The 17031-nt window shown below is 68.3% G+C and carries 11 protein-coding genes and 1 pseudogene; 7 read left to right on the top strand and 5 right to left on the bottom strand.

Going from position 1 to position 17031, the window contains the following annotated elements; all coding sequences use genetic code 11:
* Nucleotides 1–366: 366 nt before the first annotated feature.
* Nucleotides 367–2031, bottom strand: a complete 1665-nt coding sequence (locus tag IBX18_RS23480; RefSeq protein WP_194835709.1) for an alkaline phosphatase — start codon at nucleotides 2029–2031, stop codon at nucleotides 367–369.
* A gap of 1101 nt (nucleotides 2032–3132) precedes the next feature.
* Between IBX18_RS23480 and IBX18_RS23470 the strand changes: the two genes are divergently transcribed.
* The 7 genes from IBX18_RS23470 (at nucleotide 3133) to IBX18_RS23440 (ending at nucleotide 12380) form a co-directional block, all read left to right on the top strand.
* On the top strand, nucleotides 3133–4443 hold the full coding sequence (locus IBX18_RS23470) for a replication-associated recombination protein A (protein WP_306796398.1): 1311 nt from the start codon (nucleotides 3133–3135) through the stop codon (nucleotides 4441–4443).
* 740 nt (nucleotides 4444–5183) lie between these two features.
* Complete coding sequence (gene alaS, locus IBX18_RS23465; RefSeq protein ID WP_194835706.1) at nucleotides 5184–7850, top strand: alanine--tRNA ligase; 2667 nt, start codon at nucleotides 5184–5186, stop codon at nucleotides 7848–7850.
* Nucleotides 7850–8464 carry a Holliday junction resolvase RuvX gene (gene ruvX, locus IBX18_RS23460; RefSeq protein WP_194835705.1) on the top strand — a complete coding sequence of 205 codons (615 nt, stop codon included), beginning with the start codon at nucleotides 7850–7852 and terminating at the stop codon, nucleotides 8462–8464. Before alaS ends, ruvX begins: the two co-directional genes overlap by 1 nt.
* Nucleotides 8461–9987: an endolytic transglycosylase MltG gene (mltG, locus tag IBX18_RS23455; protein ID WP_194835704.1), complete on the top strand. Its 1527-nt coding sequence runs from the start codon at nucleotides 8461–8463 to the stop codon at nucleotides 9985–9987. The genes ruvX and mltG overlap by 4 nt, the downstream gene beginning before the upstream one ends.
* Entirely contained in the window at nucleotides 9977–10792 is an 816-nt protein-coding gene (locus IBX18_RS23450) for a shikimate dehydrogenase (protein WP_194835703.1), read from the top strand. The genes mltG and IBX18_RS23450 overlap by 11 nt, the downstream gene beginning before the upstream one ends.
* A gap of 712 nt (nucleotides 10793–11504) precedes the next feature.
* On the top strand, nucleotides 11505–11963 hold the full coding sequence (locus IBX18_RS23445; RefSeq protein ID WP_228541617.1) for a B-4DMT family transporter: 459 nt from the start codon (nucleotides 11505–11507) through the stop codon (nucleotides 11961–11963).
* A 213-nt stretch (nucleotides 11964–12176) separates the two neighbouring features.
* Nucleotides 12177–12380, top strand: a complete 204-nt coding sequence (locus IBX18_RS23440) for a hypothetical protein (protein ID WP_194835701.1) — start codon at nucleotides 12177–12179, stop codon at nucleotides 12378–12380.
* Between the two features lie 423 nt (nucleotides 12381–12803).
* On the opposite strand, the gene aroB is transcribed toward IBX18_RS23440, so the two are convergent.
* The 4 genes and pseudogenes from aroB to IBX18_RS23420 form a co-directional block, all read right to left on the bottom strand.
* Nucleotides 12804–13922 (bottom strand): 3-dehydroquinate synthase, encoded by a 1119-nt coding sequence (aroB, locus tag IBX18_RS23435; RefSeq protein ID WP_107657968.1) that lies wholly within the window; start codon nucleotides 13920–13922, stop codon nucleotides 12804–12806.
* A gap of 587 nt (nucleotides 13923–14509) precedes the next feature.
* A pseudogene (locus IBX18_RS42230) lies at nucleotides 14510–15028 on the bottom strand (shikimate kinase); the annotation flags it as partial.
* The gene (gene aroC / locus IBX18_RS23425; protein WP_147139473.1) at nucleotides 15025–16236 is read right to left on the bottom strand and encodes a chorismate synthase; all 1212 of its coding nucleotides are present in this window, start codon (nucleotides 16234–16236) and stop codon (nucleotides 15025–15027) included. The pseudogene IBX18_RS42230 and the gene aroC, both read right to left, overlap by 4 nt.
* Before the next feature lie 89 nt (nucleotides 16237–16325).
* Entirely contained in the window at nucleotides 16326–16943 is a 618-nt protein-coding gene (locus IBX18_RS23420) for an A24 family peptidase (RefSeq protein WP_194835699.1), read from the bottom strand.
* Nucleotides 16944–17031 lie beyond the last annotated feature (88 nt).

Genomic DNA, 17031 nt, shown 5'->3' with positions numbered 1-17031 from the left:
CCGTCGCTTCCTGGCCGCGCTGGATAGCATTTGCCGCTGCGGCTCGTCACGCGGTTGGCGTGGCGCGCAGGCGTTGTGCGCTGAGCGCGGTTCGAGGCGTCCGCCGGATCAGAGGGCCGGCGAAGTAGCATCGCAGCGAGTTGGCTTGCCGCGCGGTCAGTCCGCACGCGGTCGCCGTGGTGCGCAGGCGGTCTGCTTGCGACCGCAGCTGTCACTTGCCGCGCGAACTGTCACTTTGCTGCGTGGACTGTGGCCTTGCTGCGTGGATGTGGCCTTGCTGCGTGGACTGCCACCCTGCTGCGCGGACTGCTATCTGCTGCGCGGACTGCTATCTGCCGCGCGGACTGCCACCTGCCGCGCGGACTGTCAGCTTGCCGGTGCGGAGCGGGGTTCGAGGCGGCCACCGGAACGGACGGCGAGCGAAGTTCCGTGGCGTACAGCGGAGTTCGGGTCGGTAACGTCGATGAGGTAGAACCAGTCCATTTGGGTCTGGTCTGGGGTTACCTCTAGTACGCCGTAGCCGTGGGAGTCCAGTTCGGTGTAGTGCAGGTGGCGGTTGACGCTTCTGATCGAGTCCGCGATGGGGGTCGAGTTGAGCTTCAGTAGGTCGCCGATGCTGGTGGAGGTGACCGAGGGGATGACGAATTCGGTGCCTGCGGTGGCGCCTGCGGGGTAGTTGGCGGCGTCGATGGGGAGGTCGGCGGCCCAAGAGGTGTGGATGTCGCCGGTCAGGAACACGACGTCGGAGATCTGCTGGTCGGTGATCGCGCGGAACAGGTGCTGGCGGTCGGCGGTGTAGCCGTCCCATTGGTCGCCGTTGATGGTGAGGCCGGACTGTGGGAGGCCGAGGGTGCTGGTGATGGCGGCGGTGGTGGCCGGTTCGAGCGGCGGGAAGACGAGTGGGGCGATCATCACCGAATTGCCGACCAGCTTCCAGCGCACCGGTGCGGACGCCAAACCGGCAGTGAGCCAGTCCATTTGGGCTTTGCCGGTGATCGTGCGCGCGGGGTTGTCCGCCTCGCGCCAGCCCGCGCCCGGCTTCGCCTCTTGGTCGCGATAGCTGCGCAGGTCCAGCATGGACAGCTCGGCCAGCGTGCCGAAACGGAGCCTGCGGTAGATCTGCACTTCCGCGCCGGAACCCTGCGCGCGCACCGGCATCCATTCGAGGTACGCCTGCGCGGACGCGGCCCGGCGGTCCTGCCAGCTGCCCTGGGTTGCCGGGTTGTGGTTGTTGGCGCCGCCGGACCACGAGTTGTCGGCGGATTCGTGGTCGTCCCAGGTGCAGATGAACGGCTGGCGGGCATGCAGTTCCAGCAGATCGGGGTCGGTCTTGTACTGCGCGTGCCGGATTCGATAGTCGGCCAGGCTGACGATCTCGTTCGCCGGATCATGCGGCCGCACAGTGCCATTGCGCCCGCCGTACTTGCCGCGGCCGTACTCGTAGATGTAATCGCCGAGGTGCACGATGGCGTCGAGATCGGTGCGGACGGCGAGATGCCGGTAGGCGCCGAAGTATCCGGCCTCCCAGTTCGCGCAGGAGACGATCCCGAAGCGGAGGCGCTCGGGCGAATCGCCGAGCGCCGGGGCGGTCCGGGTGCGGCCGATCGGCGAGGTTTCGCCGAGGGCAGTGAACCGGTAGAAGTACTCGCGACCCGGCGCGAGACCTGCGGCATCGACCTTCACGGTGTGATCGGAAGCCGCTGCGGCCGTGACGCTTCCGGACGCCGTGACGGTACCGAACCCCTCGTCCTCAGCGATTTCCCAACGCACACTTGCCGATTCGCCCACGCCGGAGGCGGGCGTCGCATCGTCGGACACGGTGACCCGGGTCCAGAGGATCACTCCGTTCGGCAACGGATCACCGGAGGCGACCCCATGCCGGAAAACCGCACTCGCCGCCCGCGCCGGAGCCGCGCTCAGCACCGCCGCCGCGGTAGCAGCCGCGCCACCTTTCAGCAGGGTGCGCCGCGCGAAGGGCCCGAACGGAGAATCTGAAACGACCGTGTTTTCAGCCACGAGTATTGATCCCATCCGATGTGCGGTCGACACGCAAATCGGCTCGCCGCGCGCCGCCCAGATCGCCGAACGGAACATGAAGGTCGCCTACGTGGCGTGTCCCCACCGTCTTGTCCCCGTCGACGGCTGCGGTGCGGTTGTTCGGGATCATGGTGGCGCGAACCAGCCTGTTGGCAGTGTGGTCGGCACGCAGCAGGTTCACCGACACTCTCGCGGGTCGCCGATCGAACACAGTGGCGGCCAACCTGGCTGGTCACAGCCGTCATGTCCCTATCGGCGATAGCGGTGCCGTCGAACGGGATATGGGGGTGGCCCACCCCGCGAATCTTCGTCGTCAAGTCCTGTCCGGCGGCAGCGATGGCGTTGGTCGGGGCGTGATGGCGGCCTTGGTCGAGGTGGCTCCACCGCGTGCCACCGCCGCTTTGTCTATAACGGATGGAGCGCTGTCGTAGGGCGGACTGGTCGGCCTTGTAACTGGGATCGCCCATTGCCAGCCGCGCGGCCCGGGCCGCGCAGGCCGTTCGTCCGCGCCGAGGCGGTAGGGGCGACATCGCCAGCGTATCGGCGGCCCGGCACGCGGTGATCACCGCGACTGAGACCGCGGCGCTTAGCGAGATCACGTCGTTCACACCCGCTCCGCGCGCCGCACAACCCGTCTATCGCCGTCGGGCCCTGGTGGCGACTTCTGAGGCGTTGTCTCCGCCACGATGCCGCTTTCGGCGGCGCTGCCGTGGTCCGGGACATGGTGGCGGCGGGGCGGCGTGTTGGCTGTGCGGCTGGCAGGGGATTGGTTCGGCGTACACCCGCCGGATCGTCAGACGGGACACGACGGCGCCCTACGCGGCGCTGCACCGCCGCCATGTCCCCTAAACCAACGGTCTTGCTGCCGAGCGGGACGTCGTAGCGGCCGACGCGGTGCGTCATCGCCGTGATGTCCCTTTCGGTGACGACTCTGCTGTCGAGCGGGACCTTGTGGCGGCCTGCGCGCGACGTGTCTTAGCCACCACGTCCCGCGGCAGCGTGCGGGTGGCGGTGCAGCGCGTTCGGTCTTGTCGGTGTACCTCGGTAACGTTGCCGGATGTGACCGATGGCTTGTTCGACGTGCCCGGCGACGGTGTGCCTGCAGAGCACAGCATCGACAATGTGGTGCGCCGTGATTCCGGGGCGCCGCTTGCGGTGCGGATGCGGCCTGCGTCGTTGGACGAGGTGGTCGGGCAGCAGCATTTGCTCGGGCCGGGGTCGCCGTTGCGGCGGTTGGTGGAGGGGTCGGGGGCGGCGTCGGTGCTGTTGTACGGTCCGCCCGGCACGGGTAAGACGACGTTGGCTTCGTTGATTTCGCATTCGACCGGGCGCCGGTTCGAGGCGCTGTCCGCCTTGTCGGCGGGCGTGAAGGAAGTGCGGGCGGTGATCGATGTCGCGCGGCGCAGGCTGTCGGCGGGCGAGCAGACCGTCCTGTTCATCGATGAGGTGCATCGCTTCTCGAAAACGCAGCAGGACGCGCTGCTCGCCGCGGTGGAGAATCGGATCGTGCTGCTCGTCGGCGCGACCACGGAGAACCCGTCGTTCTCGGTGGTGTCGCCGCTGCTGTCCCGCTCGCTGGTGCTGCAACTGCAATCGCTCACCGAGGACGACATCCGTCAGGTCCTCCTGCGCGCGATCCACGACAAACGCGGACTGGACGACCAGTACGCGGTCTCCGACGAGGCGCTCGACCACATCGTGCGCATCGCGGGCGGTGACGCACGCCGCGCGCTCACCGCACTGGAAGCCTCGGCCGAATCCTCGCTCGACGGCACCGTCGGCGTCGAACTCGTCGAGGCCAGCGTGGACAAGGCCGCCGTCCGCTACGACCGGGCAGGCGACCAGCACTACGACGTGATCAGCGCCTTCATCAAATCCATCCGCGGCTCCGACGTCGACGCCGCACTGCACTACCTGGCGCGGATGCTCACGGCGGGTGAGGACCCGCGCTTCATCGCGCGCAGGCTGATGATTCATGCCAGCGAGGACATCGGCATGGCCGACCCGACCGCCCTGCAAACCGCCACCGCTGCCGCGCAGGTCGTCCAGCTGGTCGGTCTGCCGGAAGCCCGCCTCGCCTTGGCGCAGGCCACCATCCACCTGGCCAGCGCACCCAAATCCGGCGCCGTGATCGCCGCACTCGGCGCCGCGATGGCCGACGTGGCTGCGGGCAAGGCGGGTGCAGTCCCGCAGCACCTGCGCGACGGGCACTACGCGGGCGCCGCGAAACTCGGCAACGCCCAGGGTTACAAATACCCGCACGACAACCGCGACGGCGTGCTCGCCCAGCAGTACCCGCCAGACCAGCTGGTCGGCGTCGACTACTACCAACCCACCGACCACGGCAACGAACGCGAGGTCGGTCCGCGGGTGGACAAGCTGCGCCGGATCATCCGCGGAAAGTAGTCGGAACCGGCGTACGTACCCGCGGGACGAGCTGGTCGGCGTCGACTACTACCAACCCACCGACCACGGCAACGAACGCGAGGTCGGTCCGCGGGTGGACAAGCTGCGCCGGATCATCCGCGGAAAGTAGGCGCAGATGAACCTCGACGGCCTGCCACCGAGACCGCACTGCGCCGGATCATGCGCAGAAAGTAGTAGGAGCTCGGCCTTCGCGCCCGCCGTCGATGGGCTGTCGGTGGGACCATGTTGTGCCGGATGAGCCGGGAAAGTTGGCGGCGCTCGGCCTTCGTGCCCGCCGTCGATGGCCTGCGGGCAGGGCCATGTTGTGCCGGATGAGCCGGGGAAAGTAGGCGGGGCGCGACTTTCGCACCCGCCGTCGACGGCAGCCTGCGAGACCACGCTGCGCCGGACCACCTGCGGGGCGTTGGCGGAGTTCGGCCTTCGCCTGCCGTCGATGTTTTGCCGACGGGACCATGTTGCGCCGGATCATCGGCGGAAGGGGCCGGAGTTCAGCCTTCGCACCCGCCTTCGATGGCCTATCGGCGAGACCATGCCGCGCCGGACCACCCGTGGAAGGTAGGCCGGGCTCGCACTTCGCGCCCGCCGTCGACGCCCCGCCAGCGGGACAAGGGCCAACAGCTCGTCAGAAAACTGACCGAATCGCCGCAAGGTTGCGGGCTTGCCCACAGCACCCCACTCGATGAAAAACCACGTGCACGGCACCGGTAGGCTGGATATCTGTGCAGACCCACGAGATTCGACGGCGCTTCCTGGACCATTTCGTCCGTGCCGGCCATACCGAGGTGCCGAGTGCCTCGCTGATCTTGGCCGACCCGAACCTGCTGTTCGTCAACGCAGGCATGGTCCAGTTCAAGCCGTACTTCCTGGGCCAGGAGGCTCCGCCGTACCCGCGCGCGACGAGCGTGCAGAAGTGTGTGCGCACCGGTGACATCGAAGAGGTCGGCGTCACCACGCGGCACAACACCTTCTTCCAGATGGCGGGCAACTTCTCCTTCGGTGACTACTTCAAGGAAGAGGCGATCCGCCTCGCCTGGGAGTTGATCAGCAAGTCGCAGGAGGACGGCGGTTTCGGCTTCGATCCCGACCGGATCTGGGTGACCGCGTACGAGTCCGATCCGGAGGCGGCCGAGATCTGGCGCCGGGTCGCGGGCATTCCCGAGGAGCGGATCCAGTTCCGCGACGGCAAGGACAACTACTGGGACATGGGCGTGCCCGGCCCCGGTGGACCGTGCTCGGAGATCTACTTCGATCGTGGCCCCGAGTACGGTCGCGACGGCGGCCCGGTGGCCGACGAGGATCGGTACCTCGAGATCTGGAATCTCGTGTTCATGCAGGACGTTCGCGGTGAGCTGAGCCCGAAGGAGGGCCACCCGCCGATCGGTTCGCTGCCGAAGAAGAACATCGACACCGGCATGGGCGTCGAGCGGGTCGCCATGCTGTTGCAGGGCGTCGAGAACGTCTACGAGACCGACCTGCTGCGCCCGATCATCGACAAGGCCGAGGAACTCACCGGCCGCTCCTACGGTGTCGAGCACGAGAACGATCGCCGCTTCCGGGTGATCGCCGACCACACCCGTTCCAGCGCCATGCTCATCGCCGACGGCGTGAACCCCGGCAACGACGGGCGAGGTTACGTCCTGCGCAGGCTGCTGCGCCGGATCGTGCGCTCGGCCCGACTGCTCGGCGCGGAGAAGCCGGTGATGGCGGAGTTCATGAAGGTCGTCAGCGACCTGATGGCGCCGTCGTACCCGGAGCTGGCCACCGATTTCCAGCGCATCGAGACCGTCGCCGTCGGCGAGGAGACGGCCTTCCTCAAGACGTTGAACACCGGCTCCGCGCTGTTCGACAACACCGCGAGCGCGGTGCAGGCCAAGGGCGGCAACACGATTCCCGGATCGGACGCCTTCAAGCTGCACGACACCTACGGCTTCCCGATCGAGCTGACGCTCGAGATGGCGGCCGAGGCCGGGCTGACGGTGGACGAGAACGGCTTCCGCGAGCTGATGGCCCAGCAGGTGGCCAACGCCAAGGAAGACGCGCGCAAACGCAAGCACGGCCACGCCGACCTGACCGTCTACAAGGAACTGGTCGACCGCGGTGCCACCGAGTTCACCGGCTTCGACGAGCTGACCTCCGAGGCGAACGTGCTCGCCCTGATCGCCGACGGTGTGCGGGTGCCCGTGGCCTCGGCGGGCCAGGACGTCGAGGTGATCCTCGATCGCAGCCCGCTCTACGCCGAGGCCGGCGGCCAGATCGCCGACCGCGGCGCCATCACGGCCTCGGGTGTGAAACTGCGCGTCAACGATGTGCAGAAGATCGCCAAGAAGCTGTGGGTGCACAAGACCACCGTCGAGCAGGGCCAGATCACCGAGGGCGATGTCGTTCTCGCGCAGGCGGATCCGGCGTGGCGTCGCGGTGCCACCCAGGGCCACTCCGGCACGCACATGGTGCATGCCGCGCTGCGGCAGATCCTCGGTCCGAACGCGGTGCAGGCGGGTTCGCTGAACAAGCCGGGCTACCTGCGGTTCGACTTCAACTGGCAGGGGCAGCTCTCCGAGAGCCAGAAGGCCGATATCGAGGCCGTGTCCAACGACGCGGTCGGCGCGGACTTCCCGGTCAACACCTTCGTGACCGACCTGACCAAGGCCAAGCAGATGGGCGCGATGGCGCTGTTCGGCGAGAACTACGGCGACGAGGTGCGCGTGGTGGAGATCGGCGGCCCGTTCTCGATGGAGCTGTGCGGTGGTACGCACGTGCAGCATTCCTCGCAGATCGGCCCGATCACCGTGCTCGGCGAGTCCTCGGTCGGGTCCGGCATCCGCCGCGTGGAGGCCTTCGTCGGCCTCGACTCCTACAAGTACCTGGCCAAGGAGCGCGCGCTGCTGGCCGGTGTGGCGTCCTCGCTGAAGGTGCCCTCGGAAGAGGTGCCCGCGCGGGTCGAGCAACTGGTGGAGCGGCTCAAGGTGGCCGAGAAGGAACTCGAGCGCACCAAGATGGCCGCCGTGCTGTCCTCGGCGGGCAAGTTCGTCGAGGAGGCTGAGCGGATCGGTGCCGTGCTGCTGGTCGCCGTCGCGGCGCCCGAGGGCGTTGCCGCCGGCGATCTGCGCACGCTGGCCACCGACATCCGCGGCCGGTTCGGCACGAATCCCGCCGTGGTGGTGCTGCTCGGCAATGCCGACGGCAAGGTGCCGTTCGTGGTGACCGTCAACAAGGGCGCTCAGGACCTCGGCTTCAAGGCCGGCGAACTGGTCGCCGCCTTCGGCCCGAGCATCGCGGGGCGCGGTGGTGGGAAGCCGGAAATGGCGCAGGGCGCCGGATCCGACCCGTCGGGGATTCCCGCCGGCCTCGCCGCGGTCCGCGCTCGGGTGGCCGAACTGGCCGGGTGATGGCTTCGCCGAGCGATTCCGAAGGGGGTGGCGGTCGGGCACGTGACGTGGCCGACCCCGACCATCCCGAGAGGTCGGCTGTGCACGGCGCCGATCGGCCCCATCCAGACACCGATCCGGGTCGCGGTCGGCGGATCGCCGTCGATGTCGGCAGTGTCCGTATCGGTGTCGCGTCGAGCGACCCCGACGGTGTCCTCGCCACGCCCGTGGAGACCGTGCCGCGGGCGAAGCCGAACAAGCGCTCGGCCGCGCCCGCACCCGATATCGCCAGAATTGCTGAAATTGTGCGGGAGTACGAGGCCGTCGAAGTGATCGTGGGTCTGCCCCGAACATTACGCGGGGAGAAGGGCACTGCCGCTACCATTGCCACCGCATTCGCCGATCAGTTGCGGGCCGCCGTGTCGCCGGTGCCTATACGACTTTCCGACGAACGTTTGACTACGGTGTCAGCTGCACGTGCATTGCGGGACAGTGGAGTTCGCGCACGTGGCCAGCGGCAAGTGATCGATCAGGCGGCGGCCGTCTCGATCCTGCAAGGATGGTTGGACGAACGGAGTGCGGTGTTGAGGTCGGTTGAAGCGGTGCGGCACGCGTCGTCCGAGGACGACGCATGACGGATCGATGGGCACGAGCCGAGGAACGGTACCGGCAGCGCGAAGCTGATCGGCGTTACCGGCGTGACGACCGAGCCTGGGGCGGGCAGAACAGCAGAGACACGCGCGGCAAAACGAACCGGGTGGTCGGCCGGGAGCAGGACGACTGGGACGACTACGAGGACGACACCACCGTCATCCCGCGCTACACCGACGACATGGAGCCGCCCGAACCCGCGCCACGCCCGCGAGCCGACGCGGAGCGCCCGCCGCGTAAGCGCGTCGGCCGCCGGGAAGCGGCCCGGCACGAGGACGACGAGCCGGAGGAGGGCAGCCGGCGGTCGCGCAGTGCGCAGCGCGGTAAACGCTCCCGTGCGGCCTCGCGCAAGGCGCAGGAGCGCAAGCGGCGCAGGCGCACCATGTGGCTGTTCGCCGGTGTCTTCGTGCTGCTGTTCGCCGGTGCCGCGGTGTTCGCGGGCATGAAGCTGATCGAGAAGCTCGGTCCGCCTGAGGATTTCGCCGGACCGGTCGGTCCGTTGGTCGTGGTGCAGGTGCACGACGGCGACACCTCGCAGCAGATCGCGGCCAGCATGAAGGAGAAGGGCGTCGTCGCCAGCACCGGCGCGTTCATCGAAGCGGCCGTGCGCAATACGAACATGAACTCGGTGCAGCCGGGCTTCTACGCGATACCGAGCCGCAGTCCCGCCGTGCAGGCGGTGTCCGCGTTGACCGGTAAGCAGGCCAGGGTCGGCAACCTCGTCATTCCCGAGGGACGGCTGCTGCACGACCAGTTCGAGGTGGGCTCCGGCAGGCGCACCGACGGCATCTACCGCATGATGGCCGAGGCCAGCTGCATCGGCACCGGCACCAACCAGAAGTGCGCGACCTACGAAGAACTCCAGGCCGCGGGTTCTAGCGTCGACCTCGCCGCGCTCGGCGTGCCCGCCTGGGCCGTGCAGGGTGTGCAGAACTGCCCGGACCGGACCAGGCAGCTGGAAGGCCTGATCGCCGCGGGCACTTTGGATTTCGACCCGAGCGGCACGCCGGAGCAGATGCTGCGGCAGGTCGTGACGGCCAGCGCCAAGGCCTATGAATCCACTGGACTGTTGCAGTCCGGCGGTGAGACCAAGCTGACGCCGTACCAGACGCTGATCGCCGCGTCGCTCGTCGAACGTGAGGCCAAGCCGCAGGACATGGGCAAGGTCGCGCGGGTGATCGTCAACCGGTTGCGGGTTCCGCAGATGCTGCAGTTCGACTCGACGGTGAACTACGCGCTCGACCGCACCGAGGTGCAGACCACCGATGCGGACCGCGCCCAGGAAACGCCGTGGAACACCTACGCGATGTCCGGCCTGCCCGCGACGCCGATCGCCGCGCCGTCGCTGAACGCGTTGCGCGCCATGGAGAATCCGGAACCCGGGCCGTGGTTGTACTTCGTGACGGTCGACAAGCAGGGCACCACGCTGTTCACCGACGACTACAACCAGCATCAGCGCTACATCCGGCAGGCGCAGGCGAGCGGAATCCTCGACAGTGGTCGCTGAACGCAAAGCGGCGGTGCTGGGTAAGCCCATCGCGCACTCCCGTTCGCCACAGTTGCATCTGGCCGCGTACCGCGCGCTCGGGCTCGACTGGAGTTACGAACGCATCGAGTGCACGGCCGAGCAGTTGCCCGGACTGGTCGATGGGCTCGGACCCGAATGGGTCGGGTTGTCGGTGACCATGCCCGGTAAAGAGGCGGCGCTGGCCTATGCCGCTGAGCGCACCGAGCGGGCGGTGCTGGTCGGGTCGGCCAACACGCTTGTCCGGCGTGACGGTGGGTGGCTGGCCGACTGCACCGATGTGAACGGTGTGCTCGGTGCGTTGCGTGGGGGTGGGGTTGCCGGTTTAGACGAGGCCGTCGTGCTCGGTGCCGGTGGTACCGCGCGGCCTGCGCTGCTCGCGTTGTCCGAACTCGGTGCGAAGACGGTGACCGTGATCGCTCGGGATGCCGGGCGGGCAAGTAGTGCGTTGGATCTCGCTGAACGACTCGGCATGAACGCGGCGGTGACTGCGTTCGATCCGGACGCGCTCGTCGGACTGTGCGAGCGGGCGAGCGTGGTGGTGAGCACGATTCCCGCCGAGGCTGCCGCGGTGGTTGCGGAGGCGGTGGCGAAGGCGCCGGTGGTGCTCGACGCGATCTACAACCCGTGGCCGACGCCGCTGGCCGAGGCGGTTACGCGGGCTGGGCATACGGTGGTCAGTGGGTTGCAGATGCTGTTGAACCAGGCGTATGGGCAGGTCGAGTTGTTTACTGGTCGTCCGGCTCCGCGCGCGGAAATGGCTGCGGCGTTGGAGAGTTCGGCCTGAAGCGCCTGGATCGGCGGAATACTCGCTGGTCCGGTGCCCCTTTCGCCCAATCACGAGTGAGCTAGCCATCATGTCCCGTCCGGATGTAGTCGTCGTGTCGAGGGGGACATGGTGGCGTCGAATTGCGGGTGAGGCCGCCGTCATGTCCCGTTCGCGGGTAGTCATTGTGTGGAGGGGGACATGGTGGTGCGGTTGCGCTTGGTGCTGGGGTGATCGATCGAGAAGGTGCCCTTGGTTTGTGTTATCAGGGTGGTCGCTGCAGACGACGGTTGTGCTGCAGACTCGGGCGGCGAACACAGGATGCCGGCGGACACGGGATGCACGGCTTACCTGAGCGGGATCGGCGGGCGGGCGGACCGCGTGCCAACGAGATGCCGGTAGACGCGAGGTGCTGTCGCCGTCGGCTCGCCAGCCCGCTCGACGGAAATGACTGCCACTGCAACCGCTGCCGACGTGGTGGCACGCACCGATCTTGCGCGGTCCCATGACCTACCTGGGCGGGAATGGCATGCAGCCCGCAGCGCGTGCTCGTGTGCTGTCGGCGAATGGCGTGCAGCAGGGAGTGCGTGCCCGTGTGCGGCCGACGAGCGTCGGCATAGTTCTGCTGCTGGAGTCGGGTCAGTCGGCGCTGCCGTCGGTAGGAGAACACTTCGTCAGAAACTGATACCGGTTCTAGTTTGGTTCGGCGAGGGGCAGGGTTATGGTGGTGCGCATGAATGCTTGGGTGTTGCGGGCCATCGTGCTCGGCGCGCTGGTCGTTTTCCTGCGTGCCGCGCTCGGGTTCGCGATGGTGAACTGGCCGACCCACGGGGTGTGGATGCGGATGTTCGGCCTGTTCCTGCTCGTCGCCGTCGTGCTGTACTGGGGATTGCTGGACGGACGCAAGGACCGGTCGGCCCAGCCCGATCCCGAACGCGGCACCGACCTGACCCTGCTCTGGTTGAAGGCCGCGGTGGCGGGTGGCGTCGGTAGCGGTCTCGGCGCATGGCTCCTCGACTGGCTGCCCAAGTTCGACCTCGGCGACAACGGCATTCTCTTCGAACTCACCGCTGGCTCCGCATTCATCGTCCTGCTCATCTTCATCCCCGCCCTCATCGGCGTCGGCCTCGGCCGAATCCTCGCGGACCGCGCCAACAACAAACAGCCCACCCCCGCACCCACACCGGTTTGATCCACGGCGCGAATTTGCTCGCCCTTGCCCGTTCTCGGCTGACCGGCGCGCCACCCCCCGCCCCAGCGCGACTTCCGCCCGCCTGTCCCGTGCTCGGCTCGAGCCGAGCACGCCCGGCTTGATCGGGCACCCGGGCGTGACCTGCGTCTGCCGGACCTGTGCGAGCCCGACCGGCCGCCGCCAGTCCGCGCCCGTCAAGGACCCGCAGCCCGCATGACCCGAAGCCTCAGCCAGCCGGGCCGTGCTTTTGTGGTCATCGACCGCCACTGCCGTCATTGCGCTGCCATGGTGACAAGGCTGCCAACCTTCGACCGTGGCACTGCCAACCTGCTGCACGGTGGCCTCGATGCTGCCCGGATCGCCGGTATTCTCTTGCTGTCCAATGAATTTCAATGGGAGGGGACATTGGTATGTTGATTCGACTTGGGGTTGCTGCGGCGATGGCGCTCGCCGCGTCGACGGTCGTGTTCGCCGGACAGGCGGCCGCGCAGAATGGCTGTTCGTCGAACCAGCCGAGATGGAACTACGTATGCGTAGCTTCGGCGTCGAACGTTTCGTGGGGAAGTTGCACAAAGGACGGGCCGAACTGGTCTCCCCATTTTGTCTGTGTCGAGCGAATGGACAATCACATTCGGTACGACCTTTGGATCCCGAACCCCTAAACGTCCCCCGGGCCCCGTTCACAGCGAGTAGCCCGCTTGCGCGAGGTACGAGAACGTCTACGACGTCTGCCTCGTGCCGCTGGCGTCTGTGGCTCGCTGATCGCGATCAGGCAGAGGTTCACGGAGACAGAAACGGCGCACCCGTAGGGGTGCGCCGTTTCTGCTGTGCGAGCGCGGATTACAGAAGGATGCCGGTGCTCGGGGTGCCTTCGCGGGCGATGGCGGAGTAGGCGGCGGCGAGGAGGGTGGGGTCGGGGCCTTCCAGGCGGCCGGGCTTGGCCAGGCCGTCCAGGACGACGAAACGCAGCACGCCCGAGCGGGTTTTCTTGTCGGTTTGCATGGTGTCGAGGAGCTGGGGGAGGGCGTCGGCGTCGTAGGTGGTCGGCAGGCCGACGCTTTCCAGGACGGCGCGGTGGCGGTCGGCGGTGGCGTCGTCGAGACGGCCTGCGAGGCGGCCGAGTTCGGCGGCGAAGACCAGGCCGACCGAGACAGCCGCGCCGTGACGCCAGCGGTAGCGCTCGCGGCGCTCGATCGCGTGGCCGAGGGTGTGGCCGTAGTTGAGGATCTCGCGGAGGCTGGCCTCTTTGAGGTCGGCGGCGACCACGTCGGCCTTCACCTGTATGGCGCGCCGGATCAGCTCGGGCAGCACGTCACCGGTCGGGTCGAGGGCGGCCTCGGGGTCGCGCTCCACCAGATCGAGGATCACCGGGTCGGCGATGAAACCGGCCTTGATGATCTCGGCCATGCCGGCCACGATCTCGTTGCGCGGCACGGTTTCCAGGGTCGCGAGGTCGACGAGCACGGCGGCGGGTTCGTGGAAGCAGCCGACCAGGTTCTTGCCCGCCTCGGTGTTGATGCCGGTCTTGCCGCCGACGGCCGCGTCCACCATGGCCAGCAGCGTGGTCGGCACGTGCACGATCTGCACGCCGCGCATCCAGGTGGCGGCCACGAAGCCGGCCAGATCGGTTGCGGCACCGCCGCCGAGGCTCACCACGACATCGTTGCGGGTCAGGCCGATCCGCCCGAGCACCTCCCAGCAGAAGCCCGCGACGGCGAGTTCCTTGCCCGCCTCGGCGTCCGGGATCTCGATGCGATGGGCGTCGATGCCGGTGTCGGCCAACGCCTTGCGCACTGCCTCGGCGGTCTCGGCGAGCGGCGGCTGATGGAAGATCGCCACCGACCGCACGCCTTTCGTCGCGCCGTTGACCGCCTCGACGAGCTCACCGAGCAGCCCACGGCCGATGATCACCGGATACGGGTCCGCGGTACGAACTTCGAGACGATTCGGCTCACTCACGTCTGCTGCTCCGATTCTGTTGATGCTTCCTGGTGTTTGCGTGCGCGAACGCGAGCCCGCCGCGCCCGGGCTCGTCTGGCCCGCCCGCTCGACGACTTGCCTTGGCCGGAATCTTCCGTGCCGTTCGACGGTGCTGTCGCGTCGGCCTCCGCGGCGGCCGACCGGCGAGCGCGCCAGCCTCTTCCAGTCGAGCCGGAAGATTTCGGCGCCGCGGTCTCAGTGGTGGACGGGCCGTTCGCAGCTGAGTTGGTCGCTGCGGACTCTGCGGTCGCCGGGGCATTCGCAGCTGAGTTGGTCGCTATCGCGGACTCGCTACCACCTCGCCGCGTGCGCCAGCTCCGTCCCGCGTTCGCAACGGACTTCTCCACCGCAGCGGACGTCTCCTGCTCGCCGGATCCCTCTGCGGCCTCCCGCGCGGCGGCTGCCCTGCGCGCGGCAGCACGCGCACGTGCGCGGCGCCGGGCCCGAGATCGACTGCTGCCCTGCGGCGTTGCGGTGTCTTCGGCGGTGGTCGGCGGAGTCGTGGTGTCGGTGAGCTCCGGACAGTCGCCGTCCGCGCCGGTGTCCGAGGTGACCGGTTCGAAACCGAGTTTGGCGAGCACCATTTTGACGACGCGTCCCGGGCTGCGGCCGTCGGTGCGCACCCGGACGGTGGCGACCTCGCGGTAGAGCGGGCGCCGCTTGCGCATCAGCTCGCGGTACTTGGCGGCGGGGTCGGCCCCGTTGAGCAGCGGCCGATTGGTGCTCGCCCCGGTGCGGCGGAGTCCTTCGCCGACACTGATTTCCAGGTAGACGACGGTGCGGTTGCGCAGCAGCGCCCTGGTGTCCTCGGACAGTACGGCGCCGCCGCCGAGCGAGACGACGCCGCGCTCGGCGAGGATGGCGCGGCGCACCACCCGCTCCTCGATCCGGCGGAACTCGGGTTCGCCGTCGGTGGCGAAGATTTCCGGAATGGTGCGCCCGGTCTCGCGTTCGATGCCCGCGTCGGTGTCGTACAGCTCGACGCCGAGTTCCTTGGCGAGCTTGCGGCCGATCGTCGTTTTCCCCGCGCCCGGCGGTCCGACCAGCACCACGCGCGGCGCGCGCGGATCGGTCTGCACGATCATGGCGTGCTGGTGTCAGCGGGCGCGTTGTGCGGGCGGGCGCTGATCCGCTTGACGTAGCTGGTGATGTTCTCCAGGGTCTCGCCGAGCGAGTCGCCGCCGAACTTCTCCAGCGCGGCCTGCGCGACGACCAGCGCGACCATGGACTCCGCGACGACGCCCGCGGCGGGCACTGCGCACACGTCCGAGCGCTGGTGGATGGCGACGGCTTCCTCGCCGGTGGTCATGTCGACGGTGGCCAGGGCGCGGGGCACGGTGGAGATCGGCTTCATCGCGGCACGCACGCGCAGCGCTTCGCCGTTGGTCATGCCGCCCTCCAGGCCGCCTGCCCGGTTCGTCGAGCGCAGCACGCCGTCGCTGCCGGGCCGCATCTCGTCGTGCGCCTGGCTGCCGCGTCGGCGCGCGGTCTCGAAACCGTCGCCGACCTCGACGCCCTTGATGGCCTGGATGCCCATGAGCGCGGCGGCGAGCCGGGAATCGAGACGGTTCTCGCCGCTGGTGAACGAGCCGAGTCCGACCGGAAGACCCTCGACGACCACCTCTACGACGCCACCGAGGGTGTCGCCGTCCTTCTTGGCCGCCTCGATCTCGGCGATCATCGCGGCCTCGGCGTCCTTGTCGAACGCGCGCACCGGGCTCTCGTCGATGGCGGCGAGGTCGGCGGCGGCCGGGATGACGCCCGTGGTGTTCTGGGCGGTGCCGATCGAGACGACGTGCGAGATCACCTCGACGCCGAACGCCTGCCGCAGGAAGTTCCGCGCCACGGTGCCCGCCGCGACGCGTGCCGCGGTTTCCCGGGCGCTGGCGCGTTCCAGCACGTTGCGTGCGTCGTCGAAGTCGTACTTGAGCATGCCGGAGTAGTCGGCGTGGCCGGGCCGCGGCCGGGTGAGCGGGGCATTGCGGGCCAGTTCGGCGAGTTCGTCCGGGTCGACCGGGTCGGCGGACATGACCGTCGTCCACTTGGGCCACTCGGAGTTGGCGATCTCGATGGCGACCGGTCCGCCCATGGTGCGGCCGTGCCGGACACCGCCGACGACCGTCACCTTGTCGGCCTCGAACTTCATCCTGGCGCCGCGGCCGTACCCGAGCCTGCGGCGCGCCAACTGCGCGGAGATCTCGTCGGACGTGACCTCGACACCGGCCACCATCCCCTCGAGGATGGTGACGAGAGCGGGACCGTGGGATTCTCCGGCAGTTATCCAGCGCAACACGTGCTCCATCTTCCCATGTCGGCGCGTCTGCTCCGGCACGCGGCCCGCAGTGATGACGGGCACGTTCGGCGCACCCACCGCGAGACGCATCATCCGGCACTCGCGGTGGCCAGCGCACACACTGTGGCTATACACATGGCAGGCCCGTGCGGTACCGCGATTCGGCCGGGCCTGTTGCGCTTGCCCGTGGCGACCAATTCGGCGCGCGGCGGCGCATTCGAAGGGCTCGGTGGAATCCGACCAAGGCGTGCTCGCGCTCGCTTCCACACCCCGTGCCGGTCATGAGCATCAGGCGCCGGTCGATCGGTGGGATCGCGGGTCAGGCGGCAGAAATCGATGCGACCACGAATCCGGCACAGAACAATCACGGCAATCCCCGCGCACGCCGTGAGCAACGGCGCGGCCACCGCCGCCTGAACCCACACGTCCCCACCACCGAGCGCCGCCGCCGCGCCCAACCCGACGGCAAGCTTCACATCTCCGGCACCGAACGCCGCGGGTAGCGCCAGATGCACCAGTAGATACGGCACCGCGAGCAGCGCCGCACCCACGAATGCGGCTGTGCATTGATCTGTGGACAAGGCATAACCGAACACCGCGACGGCACCCCCTCCGGTCAGCGAATTCGGCAATCTCCGCTGTCGAAAATCGATGACGCTCAACACAACACACCACGCGAGGAGGGCGGCGAAGGCAACATTCGGCATGCCGTCCACTCTCGTCCGATCGCGGAACGTGACAACCCCGCTCGACCCGAATGTGGATAGCTTTCCGACATGTGGACAACGATCGATC

It is taken from the genome of Nocardia sp. XZ_19_369 (assembly GCF_015355715.1).
Lineage (GTDB): Bacteria > Actinomycetota > Actinomycetes > Mycobacteriales > Mycobacteriaceae > Nocardia.
This window is presented reverse-complemented; position numbering and strand designations above follow the sequence as displayed.

What these genes read in the sequence shown, in the direction of transcription:
- IBX18_RS23480 (WP_194835709.1), bottom strand. Translation starts at nt 2,031, where the DNA reads ATGGGATCAATACTCGTGGCTGAAAACACGGTCGTTTCAGATTCTCCG.
- ruvX (WP_194835705.1), top strand. Translation starts at nt 7,850, where the DNA reads ATGGCTTCGCCGAGCGATTCCGAAGGGGGTGGCGGTCGGGCACGTGAC.
- mltG (WP_194835704.1), top strand. Translation starts at nt 8,461, where the DNA reads ATGACGGATCGATGGGCACGAGCCGAGGAACGGTACCGGCAGCGCGAA.
- IBX18_RS23445 (WP_228541617.1), top strand. Translation starts at nt 11,505, where the DNA reads ATGAATGCTTGGGTGTTGCGGGCCATCGTGCTCGGCGCGCTGGTCGTT.
- IBX18_RS23440 (WP_194835701.1), top strand. Translation starts at nt 12,177, where the DNA reads ATGACCCGAAGCCTCAGCCAGCCGGGCCGTGCTTTTGTGGTCATCGAC.
- IBX18_RS23420 (WP_194835699.1), bottom strand. Translation starts at nt 16,943, where the DNA reads ATGCCGAATGTTGCCTTCGCCGCCCTCCTCGCGTGGTGTGTTGTGTTG.